At 44.0% G+C, this 16,778-nt stretch carries 27 protein-coding genes; all 27 read left to right on the forward strand.

Going from position 1 to position 16,778, the window contains the following annotated elements:
- The first annotated feature begins 775 nt into the window (after nt 1-775).
- The 27 genes from rplC (at nt 776) to truA (ending at nt 16,746) form a co-directional block, all read left to right on the forward strand.
- Entirely contained in the window at nt 776-1,414 is a 639-nt protein-coding gene (rplC, locus tag AN486_RS06645; protein ID WP_027402107.1) for a 50S ribosomal protein L3, read from the forward strand.
- A gap of 95 nt (nt 1,415-1,509) precedes the next feature.
- Nucleotides 1,510-2,142: a 50S ribosomal protein L4 gene (rplD, locus tag AN486_RS06650; protein ID WP_290599741.1), complete on the forward strand. Its 633-nt coding sequence runs from the start codon at nt 1,510-1,512 to the stop codon at nt 2,140-2,142.
- A complete protein-coding gene (locus AN486_RS06655; RefSeq protein ID WP_027402105.1) occupies nt 2,135-2,452 on the forward strand; it encodes a 50S ribosomal protein L23 in 318 nt (105 codons plus the stop codon). Before rplD ends, AN486_RS06655 begins: the two co-directional genes overlap by 8 nt.
- A gap of 136 nt (nt 2,453-2,588) precedes the next feature.
- Complete coding sequence (gene rplB, locus AN486_RS06660) at nt 2,589-3,452, forward strand: 50S ribosomal protein L2 (protein ID WP_027402104.1); 864 nt, start codon at nt 2,589-2,591, stop codon at nt 3,450-3,452.
- A gap of 142 nt (nt 3,453-3,594) precedes the next feature.
- Nucleotides 3,595-3,873: a 30S ribosomal protein S19 gene (gene rpsS / locus AN486_RS06665; RefSeq protein WP_027402103.1), complete on the forward strand. Its 279-nt coding sequence runs from the start codon at nt 3,595-3,597 to the stop codon at nt 3,871-3,873.
- A gap of 91 nt (nt 3,874-3,964) precedes the next feature.
- A complete protein-coding gene (gene rplV, locus AN486_RS06670) occupies nt 3,965-4,324 on the forward strand; it encodes a 50S ribosomal protein L22 (protein WP_027402102.1) in 360 nt (119 codons plus the stop codon).
- Nucleotides 4,325-4,381: 57 nt separating this feature from the next.
- Nucleotides 4,382-5,167 (forward strand): 30S ribosomal protein S3, encoded by a 786-nt coding sequence (gene rpsC / locus AN486_RS06675; RefSeq protein WP_053538449.1) that lies wholly within the window; start codon nt 4,382-4,384, stop codon nt 5,165-5,167.
- Between the two features lie 74 nt (nt 5,168-5,241).
- A complete protein-coding gene (rplP, locus tag AN486_RS06680) occupies nt 5,242-5,667 on the forward strand; it encodes a 50S ribosomal protein L16 (RefSeq protein ID WP_027402100.1) in 426 nt (141 codons plus the stop codon).
- Between the two features lie 3 nt (nt 5,668-5,670).
- Entirely contained in the window at nt 5,671-5,898 is a 228-nt protein-coding gene (rpmC, locus tag AN486_RS06685; RefSeq protein ID WP_027402099.1) for a 50S ribosomal protein L29, read from the forward strand.
- Between the two features lie 6 nt (nt 5,899-5,904).
- On the forward strand, nt 5,905-6,153 hold the full coding sequence (rpsQ, locus tag AN486_RS06690) for a 30S ribosomal protein S17 (RefSeq protein WP_027402098.1): 249 nt from the start codon (nt 5,905-5,907) through the stop codon (nt 6,151-6,153).
- A 46-nt stretch (nt 6,154-6,199) separates the two neighbouring features.
- The gene (gene rplN / locus AN486_RS06695; RefSeq protein WP_027402097.1) at nt 6,200-6,568 is read left to right on the forward strand and encodes a 50S ribosomal protein L14; all 369 of its coding nucleotides are present in this window, start codon (nt 6,200-6,202) and stop codon (nt 6,566-6,568) included.
- Nucleotides 6,568-6,918 (forward strand): 50S ribosomal protein L24, encoded by a 351-nt coding sequence (gene rplX / locus AN486_RS06700; RefSeq protein ID WP_027402096.1) that lies wholly within the window; start codon nt 6,568-6,570, stop codon nt 6,916-6,918. The genes rplN and rplX overlap by 1 nt, the downstream gene beginning before the upstream one ends.
- A 103-nt stretch (nt 6,919-7,021) precedes the next feature.
- Nucleotides 7,022-7,570: a 50S ribosomal protein L5 gene (gene rplE, locus AN486_RS06705; protein WP_027402095.1), complete on the forward strand. Its 549-nt coding sequence runs from the start codon at nt 7,022-7,024 to the stop codon at nt 7,568-7,570.
- 20 nt (nt 7,571-7,590) lie between these two features.
- Complete coding sequence (gene rpsH / locus AN486_RS06710) at nt 7,591-7,992, forward strand: 30S ribosomal protein S8 (protein ID WP_027402094.1); 402 nt, start codon at nt 7,591-7,593, stop codon at nt 7,990-7,992.
- Between the two features lie 87 nt (nt 7,993-8,079).
- On the forward strand, nt 8,080-8,628 hold the full coding sequence (gene rplF, locus AN486_RS06715; protein ID WP_027402093.1) for a 50S ribosomal protein L6: 549 nt from the start codon (nt 8,080-8,082) through the stop codon (nt 8,626-8,628).
- Nucleotides 8,629-8,630: 2 nt separating this feature from the next.
- Nucleotides 8,631-8,993, forward strand: coding sequence for a 50S ribosomal protein L18 (gene rplR / locus AN486_RS06720; RefSeq protein WP_027402092.1), 363 nt, complete (start codon nt 8,631-8,633; stop codon nt 8,991-8,993).
- An 83-nt stretch (nt 8,994-9,076) separates the two neighbouring features.
- Nucleotides 9,077-9,601, forward strand: a complete 525-nt coding sequence (gene rpsE / locus AN486_RS06725) for a 30S ribosomal protein S5 (RefSeq protein WP_027402091.1) — start codon at nt 9,077-9,079, stop codon at nt 9,599-9,601.
- A 64-nt stretch (nt 9,602-9,665) separates the two neighbouring features.
- Nucleotides 9,666-10,109 carry a 50S ribosomal protein L15 gene (gene rplO, locus AN486_RS06730; RefSeq protein WP_027402090.1) on the forward strand — a complete coding sequence of 148 codons (444 nt, stop codon included), beginning with the start codon at nt 9,666-9,668 and terminating at the stop codon, nt 10,107-10,109.
- Between the two features lie 130 nt (nt 10,110-10,239).
- A complete protein-coding gene (gene secY / locus AN486_RS06735; RefSeq protein WP_027402089.1) occupies nt 10,240-11,553 on the forward strand; it encodes a preprotein translocase subunit SecY in 1,314 nt (437 codons plus the stop codon).
- A complete protein-coding gene (locus AN486_RS06740) occupies nt 11,553-12,107 on the forward strand; it encodes an adenylate kinase (protein WP_027402088.1) in 555 nt (184 codons plus the stop codon). Before secY ends, AN486_RS06740 begins: the two co-directional genes overlap by 1 nt.
- A 208-nt stretch (nt 12,108-12,315) precedes the next feature.
- Nucleotides 12,316-12,540, forward strand: coding sequence for a translation initiation factor IF-1 (infA, locus tag AN486_RS06745; RefSeq protein ID WP_006276978.1), 225 nt, complete (start codon nt 12,316-12,318; stop codon nt 12,538-12,540).
- Between the two features lie 760 nt (nt 12,541-13,300).
- Nucleotides 13,301-13,414, forward strand: a complete 114-nt coding sequence (gene rpmJ / locus AN486_RS06750; RefSeq protein ID WP_015079193.1) for a 50S ribosomal protein L36 — start codon at nt 13,301-13,303, stop codon at nt 13,412-13,414.
- A 106-nt stretch (nt 13,415-13,520) separates the two neighbouring features.
- Nucleotides 13,521-13,901, forward strand: a complete 381-nt coding sequence (gene rpsM / locus AN486_RS06755) for a 30S ribosomal protein S13 (RefSeq protein ID WP_027402087.1) — start codon at nt 13,521-13,523, stop codon at nt 13,899-13,901.
- Nucleotides 13,902-13,955: 54 nt separating this feature from the next.
- Nucleotides 13,956-14,351, forward strand: coding sequence for a 30S ribosomal protein S11 (gene rpsK, locus AN486_RS06760; RefSeq protein WP_015079191.1), 396 nt, complete (start codon nt 13,956-13,958; stop codon nt 14,349-14,351).
- Nucleotides 14,352-14,448: 97 nt separating this feature from the next.
- The gene (locus AN486_RS06765) at nt 14,449-15,393 is read left to right on the forward strand and encodes a DNA-directed RNA polymerase subunit alpha (protein WP_027402086.1); all 945 of its coding nucleotides are present in this window, start codon (nt 14,449-14,451) and stop codon (nt 15,391-15,393) included.
- A gap of 39 nt (nt 15,394-15,432) precedes the next feature.
- Nucleotides 15,433-15,783 carry a 50S ribosomal protein L17 gene (gene rplQ, locus AN486_RS06770; protein WP_039201057.1) on the forward strand — a complete coding sequence of 117 codons (351 nt, stop codon included), beginning with the start codon at nt 15,433-15,435 and terminating at the stop codon, nt 15,781-15,783.
- A gap of 99 nt (nt 15,784-15,882) precedes the next feature.
- Nucleotides 15,883-16,746, forward strand: coding sequence for a tRNA pseudouridine(38-40) synthase TruA (truA, locus tag AN486_RS06775; protein ID WP_174763408.1), 864 nt, complete (start codon nt 15,883-15,885; stop codon nt 16,744-16,746).
- Nucleotides 16,747-16,778 lie beyond the last annotated feature (32 nt).

Here is a 16,778-nt window from a genome sequence, read left to right on the forward strand (position 1 = left end):
TTCACAGCCGGAACATGGGTGATTTTCCTTACCCACACCTCAGCATCCCATAACAAAGCAAAAAAATACTAGACAAAAATTAACGAATAGTTTATATTATTAGATTGTGACCGAATAGTATAATTAGATAGCCATCTTTCTTATTTAGACTTCCTAGTTAGTCCTAGCATCTGAGTTTCTAGTTAGTTTCCCCAAAAGAATAAAACTGGCTCACTTCATAAGAGACTGCTAAACTAAAAAAGCTTTCAGGTCAAATAAAGAGCCAAAGTCATATTTAAGCTCCCACACCAAATCACTCCCGTAAATCCTAAAAAAATTAGGCAAAACCTTAGACAATAGTTTAGGGCATGAAAATAAGTAGTTCCTTAGCAATAATGTTGGTTTCATGGCATGATGTTAAGACTAAGGAAAAGGATACTGAGGGTCAATAACCACTTAAGTCCTGCTACAACGGTAGAGTGCCAAAGCAACTGCTTGGACGAAAGCATTGCTGCACACAGCGCAAAGCCATCAAGCCTCGCATTGAATTCCAGAAGTAATCCCTTCTCAATAGAGTAGGCAGTTATTCCTGTTATTGTGATTGAGTAAGTGAAAATAAACAAATTCACTAAAGCAAAAGGGACAAAAACTGTTGCGTCGCCAGGAATTTGCACTGTCTAACGCCAGTCCAAATTTTAGAGGTAAAGTTTACACTCAAGCGACAGTAGCAAAACCTGTCCCCATTCGACTTCCAGGTTTAGCCCAAAAAAATAAAACGAAAGGAGAACCAGTAACTGTGTCTGTAGGTATTCTCGGCACCAAACTGGGCATGACCCAAATCTTTGATGAAGCAGGAGTCTCTATTCCTGTTACCGTCGTCAAAGCCGGTCCATGCACCGTTACGCAAGTTAAAACGAAACAGACCGACGGTTACTCTGCCATTCAAGTTGGTTATGGCGAAGTCAAACCCAAGGCACTGAACAAACCACTGTTGGGACATTTGGCTAAATCATCCGCTCCAGCAGTCCGTCATCTGAATGAGTATCGCACCGATAGCGCTGGTGATTATGCTTTAGGTCAAGAAATTAAAGCAGATATTTTTAGTGCAGGCGAAATTGTAGATGTAGTTGGTACGAGTATTGGTCGCGGTTTTGCCGGCAACCAAAAGCGGAACAACTTTGGTCGCGGTCCCATGTCACACGGTTCCAAAAACCATAGAGCGCCAGGTTCTATCGGTGCTGGTACAACCCCAGGTCGTGTTTATCCCGGTAAAAGGATGGCAGGACGTTTAGGCGGTACTCGTGTCACAATTCGCAAATTGACAGTAGTACGAGTAGATGCAGAACGCAACTTAATCCTGATTAAAGGAGCTATTCCTGGCAAACCAGGAGCCTTAGTCAGCGTCGTTCCTGCAACTATAGTTGGTAAAAAATAGTCATTTAGTCATTGCTTAGTAGTCATTGGTTAGTGACAAAAAAAGACAACCGACAACTGGCAACTGACAAAAGACAACTGACAAAGGACACAAAGATGGTAGAGAGTGTAATTAAAAATTGGCAAGGAGAGCAAGTTGGAGAGACAAACTTCGACTTACGAGTTGCCAAAGAAACAACAGCGGCGCATATCGTACACCGCGCCCTAGTCAGACAAATGACCAATTCTCGCCAGGGAACTGCCAGCACCAAGACTCGTGCAGAAGTTCGCGGTGGTGGTCGTAAACCTTGGCGGCAAAAAGGCACAGGTCGCGCCCGTGCTGGTTCTATCCGTTCACCATTGTGGCGTGGAGGCGGTGTGATCTTTGGACCAAAACCCAGAGACTTCGACCTAAAAATGAACCGCAAAGAACGCCGATTGGCATTGCGGACAGCCTTTATTAGTCGTGCTGAAGATTTAATTGTTGTTGAAGAATTTAGCAACGAATTACAGCGTCCTAAAACCAAGGATCTCGTAGCAGCATTAGCTAGATGGGGCGCTGAACCAGAACAAAAAGCACTATTGATTTTGTCTGAAATTGCAGAAAACGTGCTTTTATCAGCTCGCAATATCGAAAACTTAAAACTGATTCCTGCCGACCAGTTAAACGTTTACGATTTGCTCCATGCTGACAAAATTATCGTCACATCATCAACCCTAGAGAAGATCCAGGAGGTCTACAGTGCCTAAAGTAGTTGCCACCCGTGATCTACCGGATTTAGTGCGTCGCCCCATTCTCACCGAAAAAGCGACCATGCTCATGGAACAAAACAAATACACATTTGAAGTAATTCCTAAAGCCACCAAACCACAAATTAGAGCCGCAATTGAAGACCTATTTGCAGTTAAGGTCGTCAAAATCAATACCGCTAACCCACCCCGCAAACAAAAACGGGTAGGTAGATTTATTGGATACAAACCCCAATACAAGCGAGCTATTGTTACTGTTGCTCCTGGGGACGAAGAAAAAATCAGAAAAGTTCTCTTCCCAGAAGTCTAAAAATTTTAGATTTTAGATTTTAGATTTTAGATTGGGCTAATAAATCAAGAAAATGCCAAACAACAATTAAAAATCGGAAATTGAAATCAAAAAATCCTGACTCCAAAATCAAAAATCAAAACTCCAAAACTGAACTATGGGTACTCGTTCTTATCGCCCTTATACCCCCAGTACTCGCCAAGTAATCATCTCTGACTTTGCCGAAATTACGAAAACTGAACCAGAAAAATCATTAACTGAATCAGTTCATCGTCCCAAAGGTCGGAACAATCAAGGGCGGATAACCAGCCGTCGTCGGGGTGGCGGACACAAACAACTTTACCGCATTATTGACTTTAAGCGAGATAAGCGGAATATCCCGGCTACAGTTACAGCCATTGAATACGATCCTAACCGGAATGCGCGGATCGCTTTGTTGTTGTATGAAGATGGCGAAAAACGTTACATCTTGCAGCCAAATGGCATGACTGTAGGCACAAAGATCATTGCTGGCCCTGAGTCACCCATCGAAGATGGTAATGCCTTACCTTTATCGAATATTCCCTTGGGTACTGGTGTTCACAACGTCGAAATGACCCCAGGTAAAGGTGGTCAAATTGTCCGTGCTGCCGGTGCAGTAGCACAAGTTGTGGCTAAAGAAGGCAACTATGTGACATTGAAGTTACCTTCAGGTGAAGTCCGGTTGATTCGGCGTGATTGCTACGCCACCATTGGACAAGTCGGTAATACAGACGCAAGAAACCTCAGTGCTGGTAAAGCTGGACGAAATCGCTGGAAAGGCCGTCGTCCCAAGGTTAGAGGTAGTGCCATGAACCCAGTGGATCACCCACATGGTGGTGGTGAAGGTAGAGCGCCTATCGGTAGATCCGGTCCTGTAACACCTTGGGGTAAACCTACGTTAGGGGCGAAGACACGTAAGCGCAAAAAAGCCAGCACTAAGTTGATTATCCGTCGTCGCCGCAAATCATCTAAACGTGGTCGTGGTGGCCGTCAGTCTTAGAATTTTAGATTTTAAATTTTGGATTTTAGATGGGAGGCTATTAATGGGCATTAAATGTTCAACTAATTAATCCATAGATAATTTATCCAAAATCCAAAATCCGAAATCCAAAATAGGTAAATCCAAAATCCAAAATTGAACTATGGGTCGTTCTTTAAAAAAAGGTCCTTTTGTTGCTGACCATCTGCTCAAGAAAATTGAGAAGTTAAACGCAAAAGATGAAAAACAAGTGGTTAAAACTTGGTCGAGAGCTTCGACCATTTTGCCCTTGATGGTAGGTCATACTATCGCTGTTCATAATGGACGGCAGCACGTTCCTGTATTTGTCAATGAACAAATGGTAGGACATAAGTTAGGAGAATTTGCTCCTACCCGTACCTACAGAGGTCATGGAAAAAGTGACAAAAAATCAGGGAGATAGTCATTAGTCAGTAGTCAGTGGTCATTTAGTCCTCTTGCAACTGACAACCGCTGACAATAGACAACTGACAAACATAGAGTAAGTTATGAAAATGGCAACTGACACTACTGAAGTTAAGGCGATCGCCCGTTATATCCGCATTTCTCCCTATAAAGTGCGCCGTGTACTTGACCAAATTCGCGGGCGTTCATACAGAGAAGCACTAATTATTCTCGAATTTATGCCCTATGGTGCTTGTGACCCTATCTTAAAGGTTCTCAGAAGTGCCGCAGCTAACGCAGAGCATAATGCTGGTTTGGACAGAGCCAGTTTGGTGATTAGTCAAGCCTATGCTGACCAAGGACCTGTGCTAAAACGGTTTCAACCCAGAGCGCAAGGTCGAGCTTACCAAATTCGCAAACCAACGTGTCATATCACTGTTGCTGTTTCCGCTGGCGCTACTGCTGAGTAAACAGCCATACAGGCACAAAAAAATTGCGTACAGTAAGAAATTTTAGAGGAAGCTTTTGTGGGACAGAAAATTCATCCAGTCGGCTTTCGACTGGGTATAACTCAAGAACACCAATCCCGTTGGTTTGCAGAACCTGACCGTTATCCAGAACTTCTACAGGAAGACTACAAACTCCGTCAATACATTGAACAAAAACTAGGTAGATACGCTCAAAATAACGCCGGTATTTCCGAAGTGAGAATCGAGCGTAAAGCGGATCAAATTGACCTAGAAGTTCGTACAGCTAGACCAGGTGTGGTTGTAGGTCGGGGTGGTCAAGGTATTGAATCATTGCGTCTTGGACTACAAGGAGCTTTGGGTGGTAATCGCCAAATTCGCATTAACGTTGTTGAAGTCCAACGAGTTGATGCTGATGCTTACCTGATTGCCGAATACATTGCTCAACAATTAGAACGTCGGGTTTCCTTCCGCCGAGTTGTGCGTCAAGCAATTCAACGCGCTCAAAGAGCAGGTGTACAAGGAATCAAAGTTCAAGTCGGTGGTCGGCTCAACGGTGCAGAAATCGCCCGCTCTGAGTGGACTCGTGAAGGTCGAGTTCCTCTCCACACCTTACGCGCTGACATTGACTATTCTGGCTGCACAGCTAAGACAATTTACGGGATTCTCGGCATTAAAGTTTGGGTATTTAAAGGAGAAATTATTCCTGGTCAGGAACAAGCTCCCGCCCAACCCGCCAGAGAACGTGACCGTGACCGCGACCGGGGAGATCGGGACCGTGAACCTCGTCGCCGACAACAACAACGTCGTCGTCAACAGTTTGAAGACCGCTCCAATGAATCCTAGTCAATGCTCAATAGTCAGTGGCAAAAAAACTGACAACTGACAACTGACAACTGACAACCGACAACTGACAAATCATGTTAAGTCCTAGAAGAACTAAATTCCGCAAACAACAACGCGGACGCATGGAAGGTCTTGCCAGCCGAGGCAGTACCCTCAACTTTGGGGATTTTGGACTCCAAGCCCAAGAACCATCTTGGATTACCTCACGGCAAATCGAGGCTTCCCGTCGGGCAATGACTCGGTATATTCGCCGGGGTGGCAAAATCTGGATTCGGATTTTCCCTGACAAACCAATCACCATGCGTCCTGCTGAAACCCGGATGGGTTCTGGTAAAGGTAACCCAGAATTTTGGGTAGCCGTAGTCAAGCCAGGCCGGATCATGTTTGAAATTGGCGGCGTTACTGAAGAAATTGCCCGCGAAGCTATGCGATTGGCTGACGCTAAGTTACCAATTAAGACCAAATTTATTGTGCGCTCTCAACCACAGGAGCAGGAGTAGGTTATGCCTCTTCCCAAGATTGCGGAAGCTAGAGAATTAAATGACGAAAGACTGGCCGAGGAAATTGTCGCCGTTAAGAGACAATTGTTCCAGTTGCGCTTGCAAAAAGCCACAAGACAACTAGAAAAGCCTCACCAGTTCAAACACGCACGCCATCGTCTCTCCCAATTGCTGACAGTAGAAGGAGAACGGAAACGGGCAGCAAGTCTTTCAGACCAAGAGCAAAAGTAGGAAATTATGGCAGTCAAAGAACGAGTTGGCTTGGTAGTGAGCGATAAAATGCAAAAAACTGTGGTAGTAGCCATAGAAAACCGCGCTCCTCACCCCAAGTACGGCAAAATCGTAGTTCAAACCCGCCGCTATAAAGTTCACGACGAAGAAAATACCTGTAAAACAGGCGATCGCGTGCGGATTCAAGAAACCAGACCCCTGAGCAAAACCAAGCGTTGGCAAGTTGCAGAAATTCTGAACACCAAAGCTACATAGTAAACAGTTGTATTAACTTACAACGACCCCAAAAGAGAGACCAGTTGTGATTCAACCCCAATCTTATCTGAATGTCGCAGATAATAGCGGTGCTAAAAAACTAATGTGCATCCGCGTATTAGGTGCAGGTAACCGCCGTTATGGTGGCGTAGGCGATAGAATTATCGCTGTTGTCAAAGAGTCTTCACCCAACATGGCTGTCAAAAAGTCTGATGTTGTAGAAGCAGTAATCGTACGAACACGTAAAGCAATAAGTCGTGATAGCGGTATGTGCATCCGTTTTGACGATAATGCCGCAGTGATTATCAACAAAGAAGGTAATCCCAGAGGTACACGGGTATTTGGACCCGTAGCTCGAGAACTGCGCGATAAAAACTTTACTAAAATTGTTTCTCTGGCTCCGGAGGTGCTGTAATGGCAAAGCGCCCACAACCCAAAGTTTTTCATAAAATGCACGTCAAAACTGGTGATACTGTGCAAGTCATCGCTGGCAAAGATAAAGGTAAAGTTGGTGAAGTGATTAAAGCACTACCACAACTGAGCAAAGTTCTTGTCAAAGGTGTCAACATTAAAACCAAGCACGTGAAACCCCAGCAGGAAGGCGAATCAGGGCAAATAGTCACCCAGGAGTACCCCATTCATAGCTCCAATGTGATGCTCTATTCCACCAAGCAAAACGTTGCTAGTCGTGTCTGCTACACTTTCACCGCCGAAGGCAAGAAAGTGAGAATGCTCAAAAAAACAGGTGAGATTCTTGATAAATAGTTATTAGTCATTCGTCATTAGTAAACAACAACTGACAACTGACAACTGACAACTGAGAAAGAACTTTCCCTGACCAAGACCAGGGAATAACAGGACAAACACTATGGCCATAACACGACTCAAAACTGTATATCAAGAGACAATTACTCCCAAATTAATTAATCAGTTTCAATACACCAACGTGCATCAAGTGCCGAAGGTGATTAAGGTAACTATCAACAGAGGTTTGGGAGAAGCTGCTCAAAACGCTAAATCACTAGAGGCATCCATCAGCGAAATAGCCCTGATTACTGGACAAAAACCTGTGGTAACACGGGCAAAGAAAGCGATCGCCGGCTTTAAAATTCGTCAAGGTATGCCCGTCGGGATTATGGTGACACTAAGAGGCGAACGGATGTACGCTTTTTTAGATCGTCTGATTAACCTGACACTACCCAGAATCAGAGACTTTCGCGGTGTCAGCCCCAAAAGCTTTGACGGCCGTGGCAACTACACTCTGGGTGTGCGCGAACAGCTAATTTTTCCAGAAGTGGAATATGACAGAATCGATCAAGTCCGGGGTTTAGATATTTCTATCATCACCACGGCAAAAACCGACGAAGAGGGCCGCGCCTTACTTAAGGAAATGGGAATGCCCTTTCGCGATCAATAAGTTCATCTAAAGAGGGAACGATGGCGGCTAACGACACAATTGCAGATATGCTGACGCGCATCCGCAATGCCAATATGGCAAGGCATCAAACTACGCAAGTACCAGCTACAAAGATGACTCGTAGTATTGCCAAGGTACTGCGAGAAGAAGGCTTCATTGCGGAAGTTGAAGAAGCAGGAGAAGGAATTAAGCGAAACCTAGTTATTTCCCTGAAATACAAAGGTAAAAATCGCCAACCCCTAATCACTGCCCTAAAACGAGTGAGTAAACCAGGTTTGCGTGTTTACTCCAATAGAAAAGAATTACCAAGAGTGCTAGGCGGTATCGGTATTGCCATTATTTCTACATCCAGTGGGATTATGACTGACCGCGAAGCACGCCGCCAAAATCTAGGCGGTGAAGTGCTTTGCCACGTTTGGTAGTCGTCATTGGTCATTGGTCATTGGTCAGTGGCAAAACAACCAACAACTGACAACTGACAAAAAACAACTGACAAAGAACAAAAAATCATGTCTCGTATTGGTAAACGTCCAATTACCATTCCCGCCAAAGTGCAAGTGGCGATTGATGGTGTCAAAGTAGTGGTGAAAGGTCCTAAAGGTGAACTTTCCCGTCAACTACCTAACAATGTCATACTCTCCTTAGATGGAGAAACATTGCTAGTTACTCGTCGTGATGAAACCCGCACCTCCAGACAAATGCACGGTCTGAGCCGCACCTTGGTGGCCAATATGGTGGAGGGAGTATCCCAGGGTTTTCAACGTCGCTTGGAAATCCAAGGGGTTGGTTATCGCGCCCAACTTGAAGGCCGTAACCTAGTTTTAAATATGGGTTATAGCCATAAAGTGCAAATTGAACCACCAGAAGGAATTCAATTTGCAGTAGAAGGTACTACTAATGTCATAGTCAGCGGTTATGACAAAGAAATTGTAGGAAATACAGCAGCTAAAATTCGTGCAGTCCGTCCCCCTGAACCTTACAAAGGTAAAGGTATTCGCTATGCAGGTGAAGTGGTCAGACGCAAAGCTGGTAAGACTGGTAAGGGTGGTAAGAAGTAAACATGAAACTTACACGCAAAGAATCAAAACAACGTCGTCATCGGCGCGTTCGGGGCAAAGTCAAAGGTTCTCCAGAACGTCCACGTTTGGCTATATTTCGATCCAATGAGCATATTTATGCTCAGGTAATTGATGATACCAAGCAAGAAACTATAGTTGCCGCATCAACCGTAGAACCAGAATTGAAATCTAACGTAGTTTCTGGTGCTAACTGTGACGCATCAGTGCAAGTTGGTAAATTGGTAGCTGTACGCGCCCTAGAAAAAGGCATCACTAAAGTCGTTTTTGACCGTGGTGGCAACCTTTATCATGGTCGCATTAAAGCACTGGCTGAGGCGGCACGCGAAGCTGGTCTAGATTTCTAAGTCCGTCAGTAGTCAATAGTCAGTAGCAACTGACAACTGACAACTGACAACTGACAACTGACAACTAAAAGAGAGCATTGATTATGGTAACCGGTCGTCGTAAAGCAAGCCGTACAAAAAAAGAAGAAACCACCTGGCAAGAGCGAGTTATCCAAATCCGCCGGGTGAGTAAAGTCGTCAAAGGTGGTAAAAAACTCAGCTTTCGTGCCATTGTCGTCGTCGGTAATGAACGAGGACAAGTGGGAGTCGGAGTTGGTAAGGCATCAGATGTAATTGGTGCAGTTAAAAAAGGTGTCGCTGATGGTAAAAAACATCTAATTGATATCCCTATCACCAAATCCAATTCCATTCCTCACCCCATTGATGGTATCGGTGGCGGAGCTAAAGTCATGATGCGCCCAGCCGCACCAGGTACAGGGGTAATTGCCGGGGGTGCTGTACGGACTGTACTAGAGTTAGCAGGAATACGGAATATTCTTGCCAAACAACTAGGTTCAAATAACCCTTTGAACAATGCCAGAGCCGCAGTTAATGCTCTATCTACCCTGCGGACATTAAGTGAAGTTGCTGAAGATCGCGGTATCGCCATTGAGAAACTCTATATTTAGTCACCCTTTGTATCAGATTCTCAATCTAAAATCCAAAATCTAAAATCTAAAATCCCAAATCAAAATGAGACTTAATGATGTTAAGCCCCAAAAAGGCTCTAAAAAACGCCGTAAGCGTGTAGGTAGAGGTATTTCTGCTGGACAAGGTGCTAGTGCTGGTCTAGGGATGCGGGGTCAAAAATCCCGTTCCGGTAGTGGCACAAGACCAGGTTTTGAAGGTGGTCAACAGCCATTGTACCGCCGGATACCTAAACTCAAGGGCTTCCCCCTCATTAACCGGAGAATTTACACTACGATTAATGTAGAGAAATTAGCTAACTTGCCTGCTAACTCAGAAGTAACATTGGAATCCTTAAAAGCGGCGGGTATCTTAACCACTGTTAAAGGTGAATTGAAAATTTTGGGTAATGGAGAATTGAATGTTCCTCTTCAGGTAAAAGCTGCTGCTTTCACAGGTCAAGCTCGGATTAAAATTGAGGCTGCCGGTGGGAGTTGTGAAACTGTATAAAAGATGAGGGGTAAGGACTGCCGATAACCTCGTGATTGGGGGGAAGAGGTTATTGTTCACAAGATACCTTAATCATCTTCGTCATCATGAATCACGTAAATCATAGTTAGGACTTCAAAGGTAAAACTCTATGATCAGTCGAGACAAAGCCCCAACGGCTCAAGAAACTTTTATGCAGATGGCGCAAGCAGCCGGACTGAGAGGTAGGCTGCTTGTAACCGTCGGTATTTTAATTTTGGTTCGCCTGGGGATATTTTTGCCTGTTCCAGGAATTGATAGACCTAAGTTTGCTGAGGCTATATCGGGCAACAATTCCATCTTCGGTTTATTGGATATATTCTCTGGGCGGGGACTCTCTACTTTGGGGATCTTTGCTTTGGGGATTTTGCCCTTTATTAATGCCTCCATTATCATCCAATTGCTCACTGCTGCTCTGCCATCTTTAGAAAATTTACAGAAAAATGAAGGGGAAGCAGGTCGGCGGAAAATATCACAAATTACCCGCTATGTGACAGTAGTTTGGGCAATTATTCAAAGTGTAGCTTTTTCGGCATTATTCCTCCAACAATTTGCTCTCAACCCAGGCCCAATATTTGTCGCAGAAACTGCGATCGCCCTTACTGCTGGTTCAATGTTCGTTATGTGGGCATCGGAACTGATTACTGAACGGGGGATTGGCAATGGGGCATCTTTGTTGATTTTTGTCAACATTGTGGCTTCTTTACCCAAATCTCTGGGCGATACCATTGACTTGGTACAAGTTGGTGGACGGGAAATTGTTGGGCGTGTCATCGTCCTTGTACTAGTTTTTATGTTCACAATCGTGGGTATTGTGTTCGTACAGGAAGGAATGCGCCGCATCCCTATTATTTCTGCTCGTCGTCAAGTAGGCAGAAGAGTTTTAGCAGAACAGCGGAGTTATTTGCCCTTACGGCTTAATTCTGGCGGAGTAATGCCGATTATTTTCGCAGCCGCCATCCTGAGTTTGCCACTTTTAGTCGCCAATTTCACTAAAAATCCCGAATTAGCAAACATTGTTAATACCTATTTAAGTCCCGGTGGTTCTGCACCTTGGGTATATGCCCTCGTTTACTTAACTTCCATTGTTTTCTTCAGTTACTTCTATTCTTCGTTGATTCTCAACCCTGTAGACGTGGCTCAGAATTTGAAAAAAATGGGTTCTAGTATTCCCGGTATTCGTCCTGGAAAAGCTACTAGTGAGTATATCGAAAAGGTCACAAACCGACTGACTTTTTTAGGGGCTATCTTTTTAGGTTTAGTGGCAATTATTCCCACAGCCGTAGAAAGTGCCTTAAAAGTTCCCACATTTAAAGGTTTGGGTGCGACATCTTTGTTGATTTTAGTTGGTGTGGCAATTGATACTGCTAAACAAATCCAAACTTACGTTATCTCTCAGCGATATGAAGGAATGGTGAAACAATAGTGACGCGATTAATCTTCTTGGGACCACCGGGTGCTGGTAAAGGAACTCAAGCTCAAACCTTGGCTGCATTTTTGCAGATTCCCCATATTTCTACAGGTGACATTTTACGTCAAGCCATTCAAGACAAAACAAATTTGGGCATACAAGCCCAAAGTTTTATGGATAAAGGCGAATTAGTCCCCGACAAATTAGTAGAAGATATGGTTGAAGAACGCCTGAAACAACCAGATGCTAAAACAGGTTGGATTTTAGATGGCTTTCCTCGTAAAGTTACACAAGCAGAGTTTCTAGTAGCATTACTCACAAGTCTAGGACAGGGTGGTGAAAAAGTAGTCAATCTGGATGCACCAGATGAAACTGTTATTACCCGGTTACTAGGACGCGGACGAAAAGATGATACTGAAGAAGTAATTCGTCGGCGCTTGGAGGTTTACCGTGATGACACTGCACCCTTAATTAACTATTACAGCGATCGCCAAAAACTCCTCACAGTCAACGGTAATCAGTCCCAAGAAGAAGTTTTTACCGATTTGAAAAATATCATAGCTGCTTAAAGAAACTCAGGGGTAGCGGTCTATGTCGGCAGAGAGAAAAAACAAAATTTTCCCTTCCCTAATTACCTCGCCCCTATCTTCCAAGCTAGGCACAAGTCAATTTTAGCTAAGATGTATTAATAAACTGTTGATATTTTCTCTAATTGTGTTCTTGATGCCCATGAAAGTGTACAAGGACAATAGGAGATTGTTGAGTTGAGGAAAAAACTTGTCTAAGCAAGATTTAATCGAAATGGAAGGGACTGTCACCGAATCGTTGCCTAATGCAATGTTTCGTGTTGACTTAGATAACGGCTTTAATGTCCTAGCACACATTTCTGGGAAAATTCGCCGTAATTACATCAAGATTTTACCTGGCGATCGCGTCAAAGTTGAATTAACACCTTACGACTTAACCAAAGGTAGAATCACCTATCGCCTGCGGAAGAAATAAATCTATAGCAGGAGTCACCGAGTCACCGAGTCACCGAGTCACCGAGTCAGGAGCTAAAAACCCTTGATGCTTGGTTTTTGGTTGAAATTTTGTACTTAGTTCACCTGCAATCTGCTGTATTTAGAAAATCCTACCATAAATCAATTGGTCTTTTTCTAGTTACATAACTGAAATATTTCTTCTAGAAATGCTATAATTTACTATTTGGAGTCAATTTTAAAAGGCGTTAGTAACTCAGCCCTAAAAAGGACTGAGCTTGTAAGAAATTGCAAGCTGTACTGACCAGTCTAAGTCTTAACTGACTACGTTTTTTGAGTCACGACACCCACCGAATGCGTAGCCCCTTCGGGGTTCAGCAGTCGCTCATGGGGGAAACCCCCAAGACCGCGCTGCCTCACTAGTTCCCTGCTCTGTCATTTGCAATTAAACAGTTTTAAAGTCACTGAAACAGTGTTGCAAGTCTAAAAAGCTCTTAAAACATTGACGTTCGCGCAGCGTGCCGTAGGCATCAGCTAACATTACCCCAAAAATGGGAGGCTCTTTGGAGCAAAACATTATGCGTACAGAGTTGGGAAATTTGAATCGGTAATTGTCCCGTTGAAAGTACATCACAAAAGTACCCCGAATTTCTTGATTCCAAGGCGGTAATGACAAAATATTCAAGGCGGTTAAAACCGCACGATTCGTGGCTGGTGAGCCATGTCGAACCATCCCTCTCAGCACGCTTTGTGACTGAGTTTCCCACGTACCACAAGGTCTTATGAAAGTCAGAGCCTCAGTTAAGAAAATTTGCGAAAAGTGCAGCGTGATCAAGCGTCGTGGTCGCGTGATGGTGATTTGTGAAAATCCCAAACACAAACAACGCCAAGGATAGAAACTATCTATCAAAGCAAAGTTAAAACCGCGACAATTAACCGGACAAGAAAAAACTATCGCGCTTTGCTAACTGCAACTACGAAAACAATAGGGAGAGATTCATTGTGGCACGGATTTCCGGAGTAGACCTTCCACGCGATAAGCGTATCGAAATCGGTCTAACATACATTTACGGAATTGGCTTAACTAGATCACATCAAATTCTCGCAGCGACTGGTGTTAACCCAGATACCCGCGTCAAAGAACTGTCCGATGCTGATGTGGCAGCCCTCAGAGGAGAAATCGAAAGCAACTATCAAGTTGAAGGAGATTTACGTCGTTTAGAAGGACTAAATATTAAGCGTTTAGTTGATATTGGCTGTTACAGAGGTCGGAGACACCGCATGGGCTTACCAGTGCGTGGACAAAGAACCCGTACCAACGCTAGAACCAGACGTGGTAGAAGACAGACAGTGGCTGGTAAGAAGAAAGCCCCTGGTAAATAATTTCTCTAAACTTGCTGCAATTAGCAAGTTGTACCTTAAATTCACTAAAGAAATATGGCCAGACAACCAACAAAAAAATCCGGGAGCAAAAAGCAGAAACGGAACGTACCCAATGGGGTTGCCTACATTCAGTCTACCTTCAACAATAGCATTGTCACAATTACCGATCAAAATGGAGATGTTATCTCCTGGGCAAGTGCTGGTTCTAGTGGATTTAAAGGGGCAAAAAAGGGAACACCCTTTGCCGCGCAAACCGCTGCTGAAAGCGCAGCTAGACGAGCCACAGACCAAGGAATGCGGCAAATCGAAGTTATGGTGAGTGGTCCTGGTGCAGGTAGAGAAACCGCGATTCGGGCGCTTCAAGGTGCAGGATTAGAAATTACACTCATTCGGGATATTACCCCAATTCCCCACAACGGTTGCCGTCCACCCAAGCGCCGTCGAGTTTAAGCTTTTCTCCTCTAACAGTTAACTGTCAACTTTTGACTGTTGACTGTTGACTTTTGAATTTTGAATTTTGACTTTACGAAGTGAGGGAGGCTACTCCGTGGCGCAGTTTCAAATTGAATGTGTAGAGTCTAATGCTGAGGAAAGTCGGAGCTATTACAGTAAGTTCGTTCTAGAACCCCTAGATCGCGGTCAAGGGACAACTGTTGGCAACGCGTTGCGGCGGGTTTTACTTTCTAACTTAGAAGGAACATCAGTCACAGCAGTGAGAATTGCTGGTGTCAGTCATGAGTTTGCGACAGTTCCAGGGGTAAGGGAAGACGTACTGGAAATGCTCATGCGAATGAAGGATGTCATTCTCAAGAGTTATTCTTCTCAACCCCAAATTGGTCGGTTACTCGTTAACGGACCAGCAACAGTAACTGTGGCACATTTCGATTTACCTAGTGAAGTAGAAGTGATTGACCCAACCCAGTATATCGCCACCATCGCCGAGGGTGGAAAACTGGAAATGGAATTTCGGATTGAGCGAGGCAAAGGCTACCGGACTGTAGAACGAGGCAGAGAAGAAGCCACATCTTTGGATTTTCTCCAAATTGACTCAGTGTTTATGCCCGTACGAAAGGTCAACTATAGTGTTGAAGAAACTCGTGACGATGGCTTTTTGAAAGATAGACTTCTTTTGGAAGTATGGACTAATGGTAGTATTTCTCCTCAAGAAGCACTATCATCTGCTGCTGGAATTTTGGTAGATTTATTTAACCCATTAAAAGATATCTCCTTAGAACCAACAGACACAGGTTCCGATATCCCCGATGATCCCACCGCACAAATTCCCATTGAAGAGTTACAGTTATCTGTTAGAGCTTATAACTGTCTAAAACGCGCCCAAGTAAATTCCGTAGCCGACTTATTGGATTACACCCAAGAAGACCTTTTAGAAATCAAAAACTTTGGTCAAAAGTCAGCGGAAGAAGTAGTGGAAGCTTTACAGCGTCGCTTAGGTATTACTTTACCTCAAGAAAGAAGCTCTAAGCCTAGCTAAATCAAAACCCAATAAATGAAACTTCATTAGTGCATTGTTATGCGTCATCGTTGCCGAGTCAAAAAACTTAGTAAACCAGCGGATCAACGTAAAGCTCTTCTCAGAGCTTTAACAACAGAATTGGTACGTCATGGTCGAATTACTACAACTTTAATCAGAGCTAAAGTTGTCCGCAGTGAAGTAGATAAAATGATTACCCTAGCTAAAGATGGCTCTTTAGCATCACGTCGAAAAGCGTTAGGTTATATCTACGACACAGCCCTGGTTCATGCACTATTCGAGCAAGCTCCTACTCGGTATGCTAACCGTCAAGGTGGTTATACTCGCATTCTGCATACTGTCCCCCGTCGCGGTGATCATGCGGAAATGGCGATTATTGAACTAGTTTAAAGTTATTGGTTATTAGTCATTGGTCATGGGTCATTGGTCAGTAGCAAATAAAAAACAACTGACAACTGACAACTGACAATTGACAACTGATAAACAACTATGTTAGAAAGCCGCCAGCAAAATCAGACTCAGCGAGTAGCCTTAGTCATTCAGTATATAGGTACTCATTTTCACGGCTGGCAAAGACAAAAAGGACAGCGAACTGTTCAAGAAGAGATAGAAACAGCTATAGCCACTGTGCTAGGGTATCATGTGACACTACACGGAGCAGGTCGAACTGATTCTGGAGTCCATGCTGCCGCTCAAGTAGCTCATTTTCAAGCCGCAAGTTTAATTCCTGCTCATAGGTGGGCAAAAGTTCTCAATGGCTACTTGCCCCCAGGTATATTAATTAGGGCATCAGCAGGTGTAAGTGAAAGTTGGCACGCTCGTTTTAGCGCGATTTACCGACGATATCGCTACACTATCTACACTGAGGAGTTACCGAATTTATTCGCGCAGCCTTTCAGTTGGCATTATTATTATGCCCCTTTAGATGAAGCCTTAATTAGGTCTGCCTTAAAACCACTGCTGGGAAAACACCATTTATCTGCTTTTGAACGGGCTGGGTCAGCGCGATCGCATTCCTGGGTAGAAGTGCAAGCAGTAGAATGTCGTCGGAGTGGATCATTTATCCATATTGAAATTCAGGCTGATGGATTTTTATATGGCATGGTGCGGCTATTAATCGGAATGGTAGTACAAGTAGGTTCTGGTCAGCGGACTCTAGATGACTTCACTGATATCTGGCAACAGGAACGCCGAGAAGAAGTGAAATATTCTGCACCTGCTCACGGGTTATGCTTGTTGAGAGTCGGTTATCCCGATTTTCCCTTTCCGCCAAAAATTTGGTATGACACCCAACCATACCTAGTCATGAATAATCAATGTCTAAACTATGATTTTCATGATTTGTGTGATTAAGATGATTAAGCTATCGCCTTGAATTTTGACAA

Origin of the sequence: Anabaena sp. AL93, from assembly GCF_001672085.1 — a bacterium.
GTDB lineage: Bacteria > Cyanobacteriota > Cyanobacteriia > Cyanobacteriales > Nostocaceae > Dolichospermum > Dolichospermum heterosporum.

Coding starts and splice junctions, on each gene's coding strand:
- rplD (WP_290599741.1), top strand. CDS start 1,510: ATGGTAGAGAGTGTAATTAAAAATTGGCAAGGAGAGCAAGTTGGAGAG.
- rplB (WP_027402104.1), top strand. CDS start 2,589: ATGGGTACTCGTTCTTATCGCCCTTATACCCCCAGTACTCGCCAAGTA.
- rpsS (WP_027402103.1), top strand. CDS start 3,595: ATGGGTCGTTCTTTAAAAAAAGGTCCTTTTGTTGCTGACCATCTGCTC.
- rplV (WP_027402102.1), top strand. CDS start 3,965: ATGGCAACTGACACTACTGAAGTTAAGGCGATCGCCCGTTATATCCGC.
- rplP (WP_027402100.1), top strand. CDS start 5,242: ATGTTAAGTCCTAGAAGAACTAAATTCCGCAAACAACAACGCGGACGC.
- rpmC (WP_027402099.1), top strand. CDS start 5,671: ATGCCTCTTCCCAAGATTGCGGAAGCTAGAGAATTAAATGACGAAAGA.
- rpsQ (WP_027402098.1), top strand. CDS start 5,905: ATGGCAGTCAAAGAACGAGTTGGCTTGGTAGTGAGCGATAAAATGCAA.
- rplX (WP_027402096.1), top strand. CDS start 6,568: ATGGCAAAGCGCCCACAACCCAAAGTTTTTCATAAAATGCACGTCAAA.
- rplE (WP_027402095.1), top strand. CDS start 7,022: ATGGCCATAACACGACTCAAAACTGTATATCAAGAGACAATTACTCCC.
- rpsH (WP_027402094.1), top strand. CDS start 7,591: ATGGCGGCTAACGACACAATTGCAGATATGCTGACGCGCATCCGCAAT.
- rplF (WP_027402093.1), top strand. CDS start 8,080: ATGTCTCGTATTGGTAAACGTCCAATTACCATTCCCGCCAAAGTGCAA.
- rplR (WP_027402092.1), top strand. CDS start 8,631: ATGAAACTTACACGCAAAGAATCAAAACAACGTCGTCATCGGCGCGTT.
- rpsE (WP_027402091.1), top strand. CDS start 9,077: ATGGTAACCGGTCGTCGTAAAGCAAGCCGTACAAAAAAAGAAGAAACC.
- rplO (WP_027402090.1), top strand. CDS start 9,666: ATGAGACTTAATGATGTTAAGCCCCAAAAAGGCTCTAAAAAACGCCGT.
- secY (WP_027402089.1), top strand. CDS start 10,240: ATGATCAGTCGAGACAAAGCCCCAACGGCTCAAGAAACTTTTATGCAG.
- rpmJ (WP_015079193.1), top strand. CDS start 13,301: ATGAAAGTCAGAGCCTCAGTTAAGAAAATTTGCGAAAAGTGCAGCGTG.
- rpsK (WP_015079191.1), top strand. CDS start 13,956: ATGGCCAGACAACCAACAAAAAAATCCGGGAGCAAAAAGCAGAAACGG.
- rplQ (WP_039201057.1), top strand. CDS start 15,433: ATGCGTCATCGTTGCCGAGTCAAAAAACTTAGTAAACCAGCGGATCAA.
- truA (WP_174763408.1), top strand. CDS start 15,883: ATGTTAGAAAGCCGCCAGCAAAATCAGACTCAGCGAGTAGCCTTAGTC.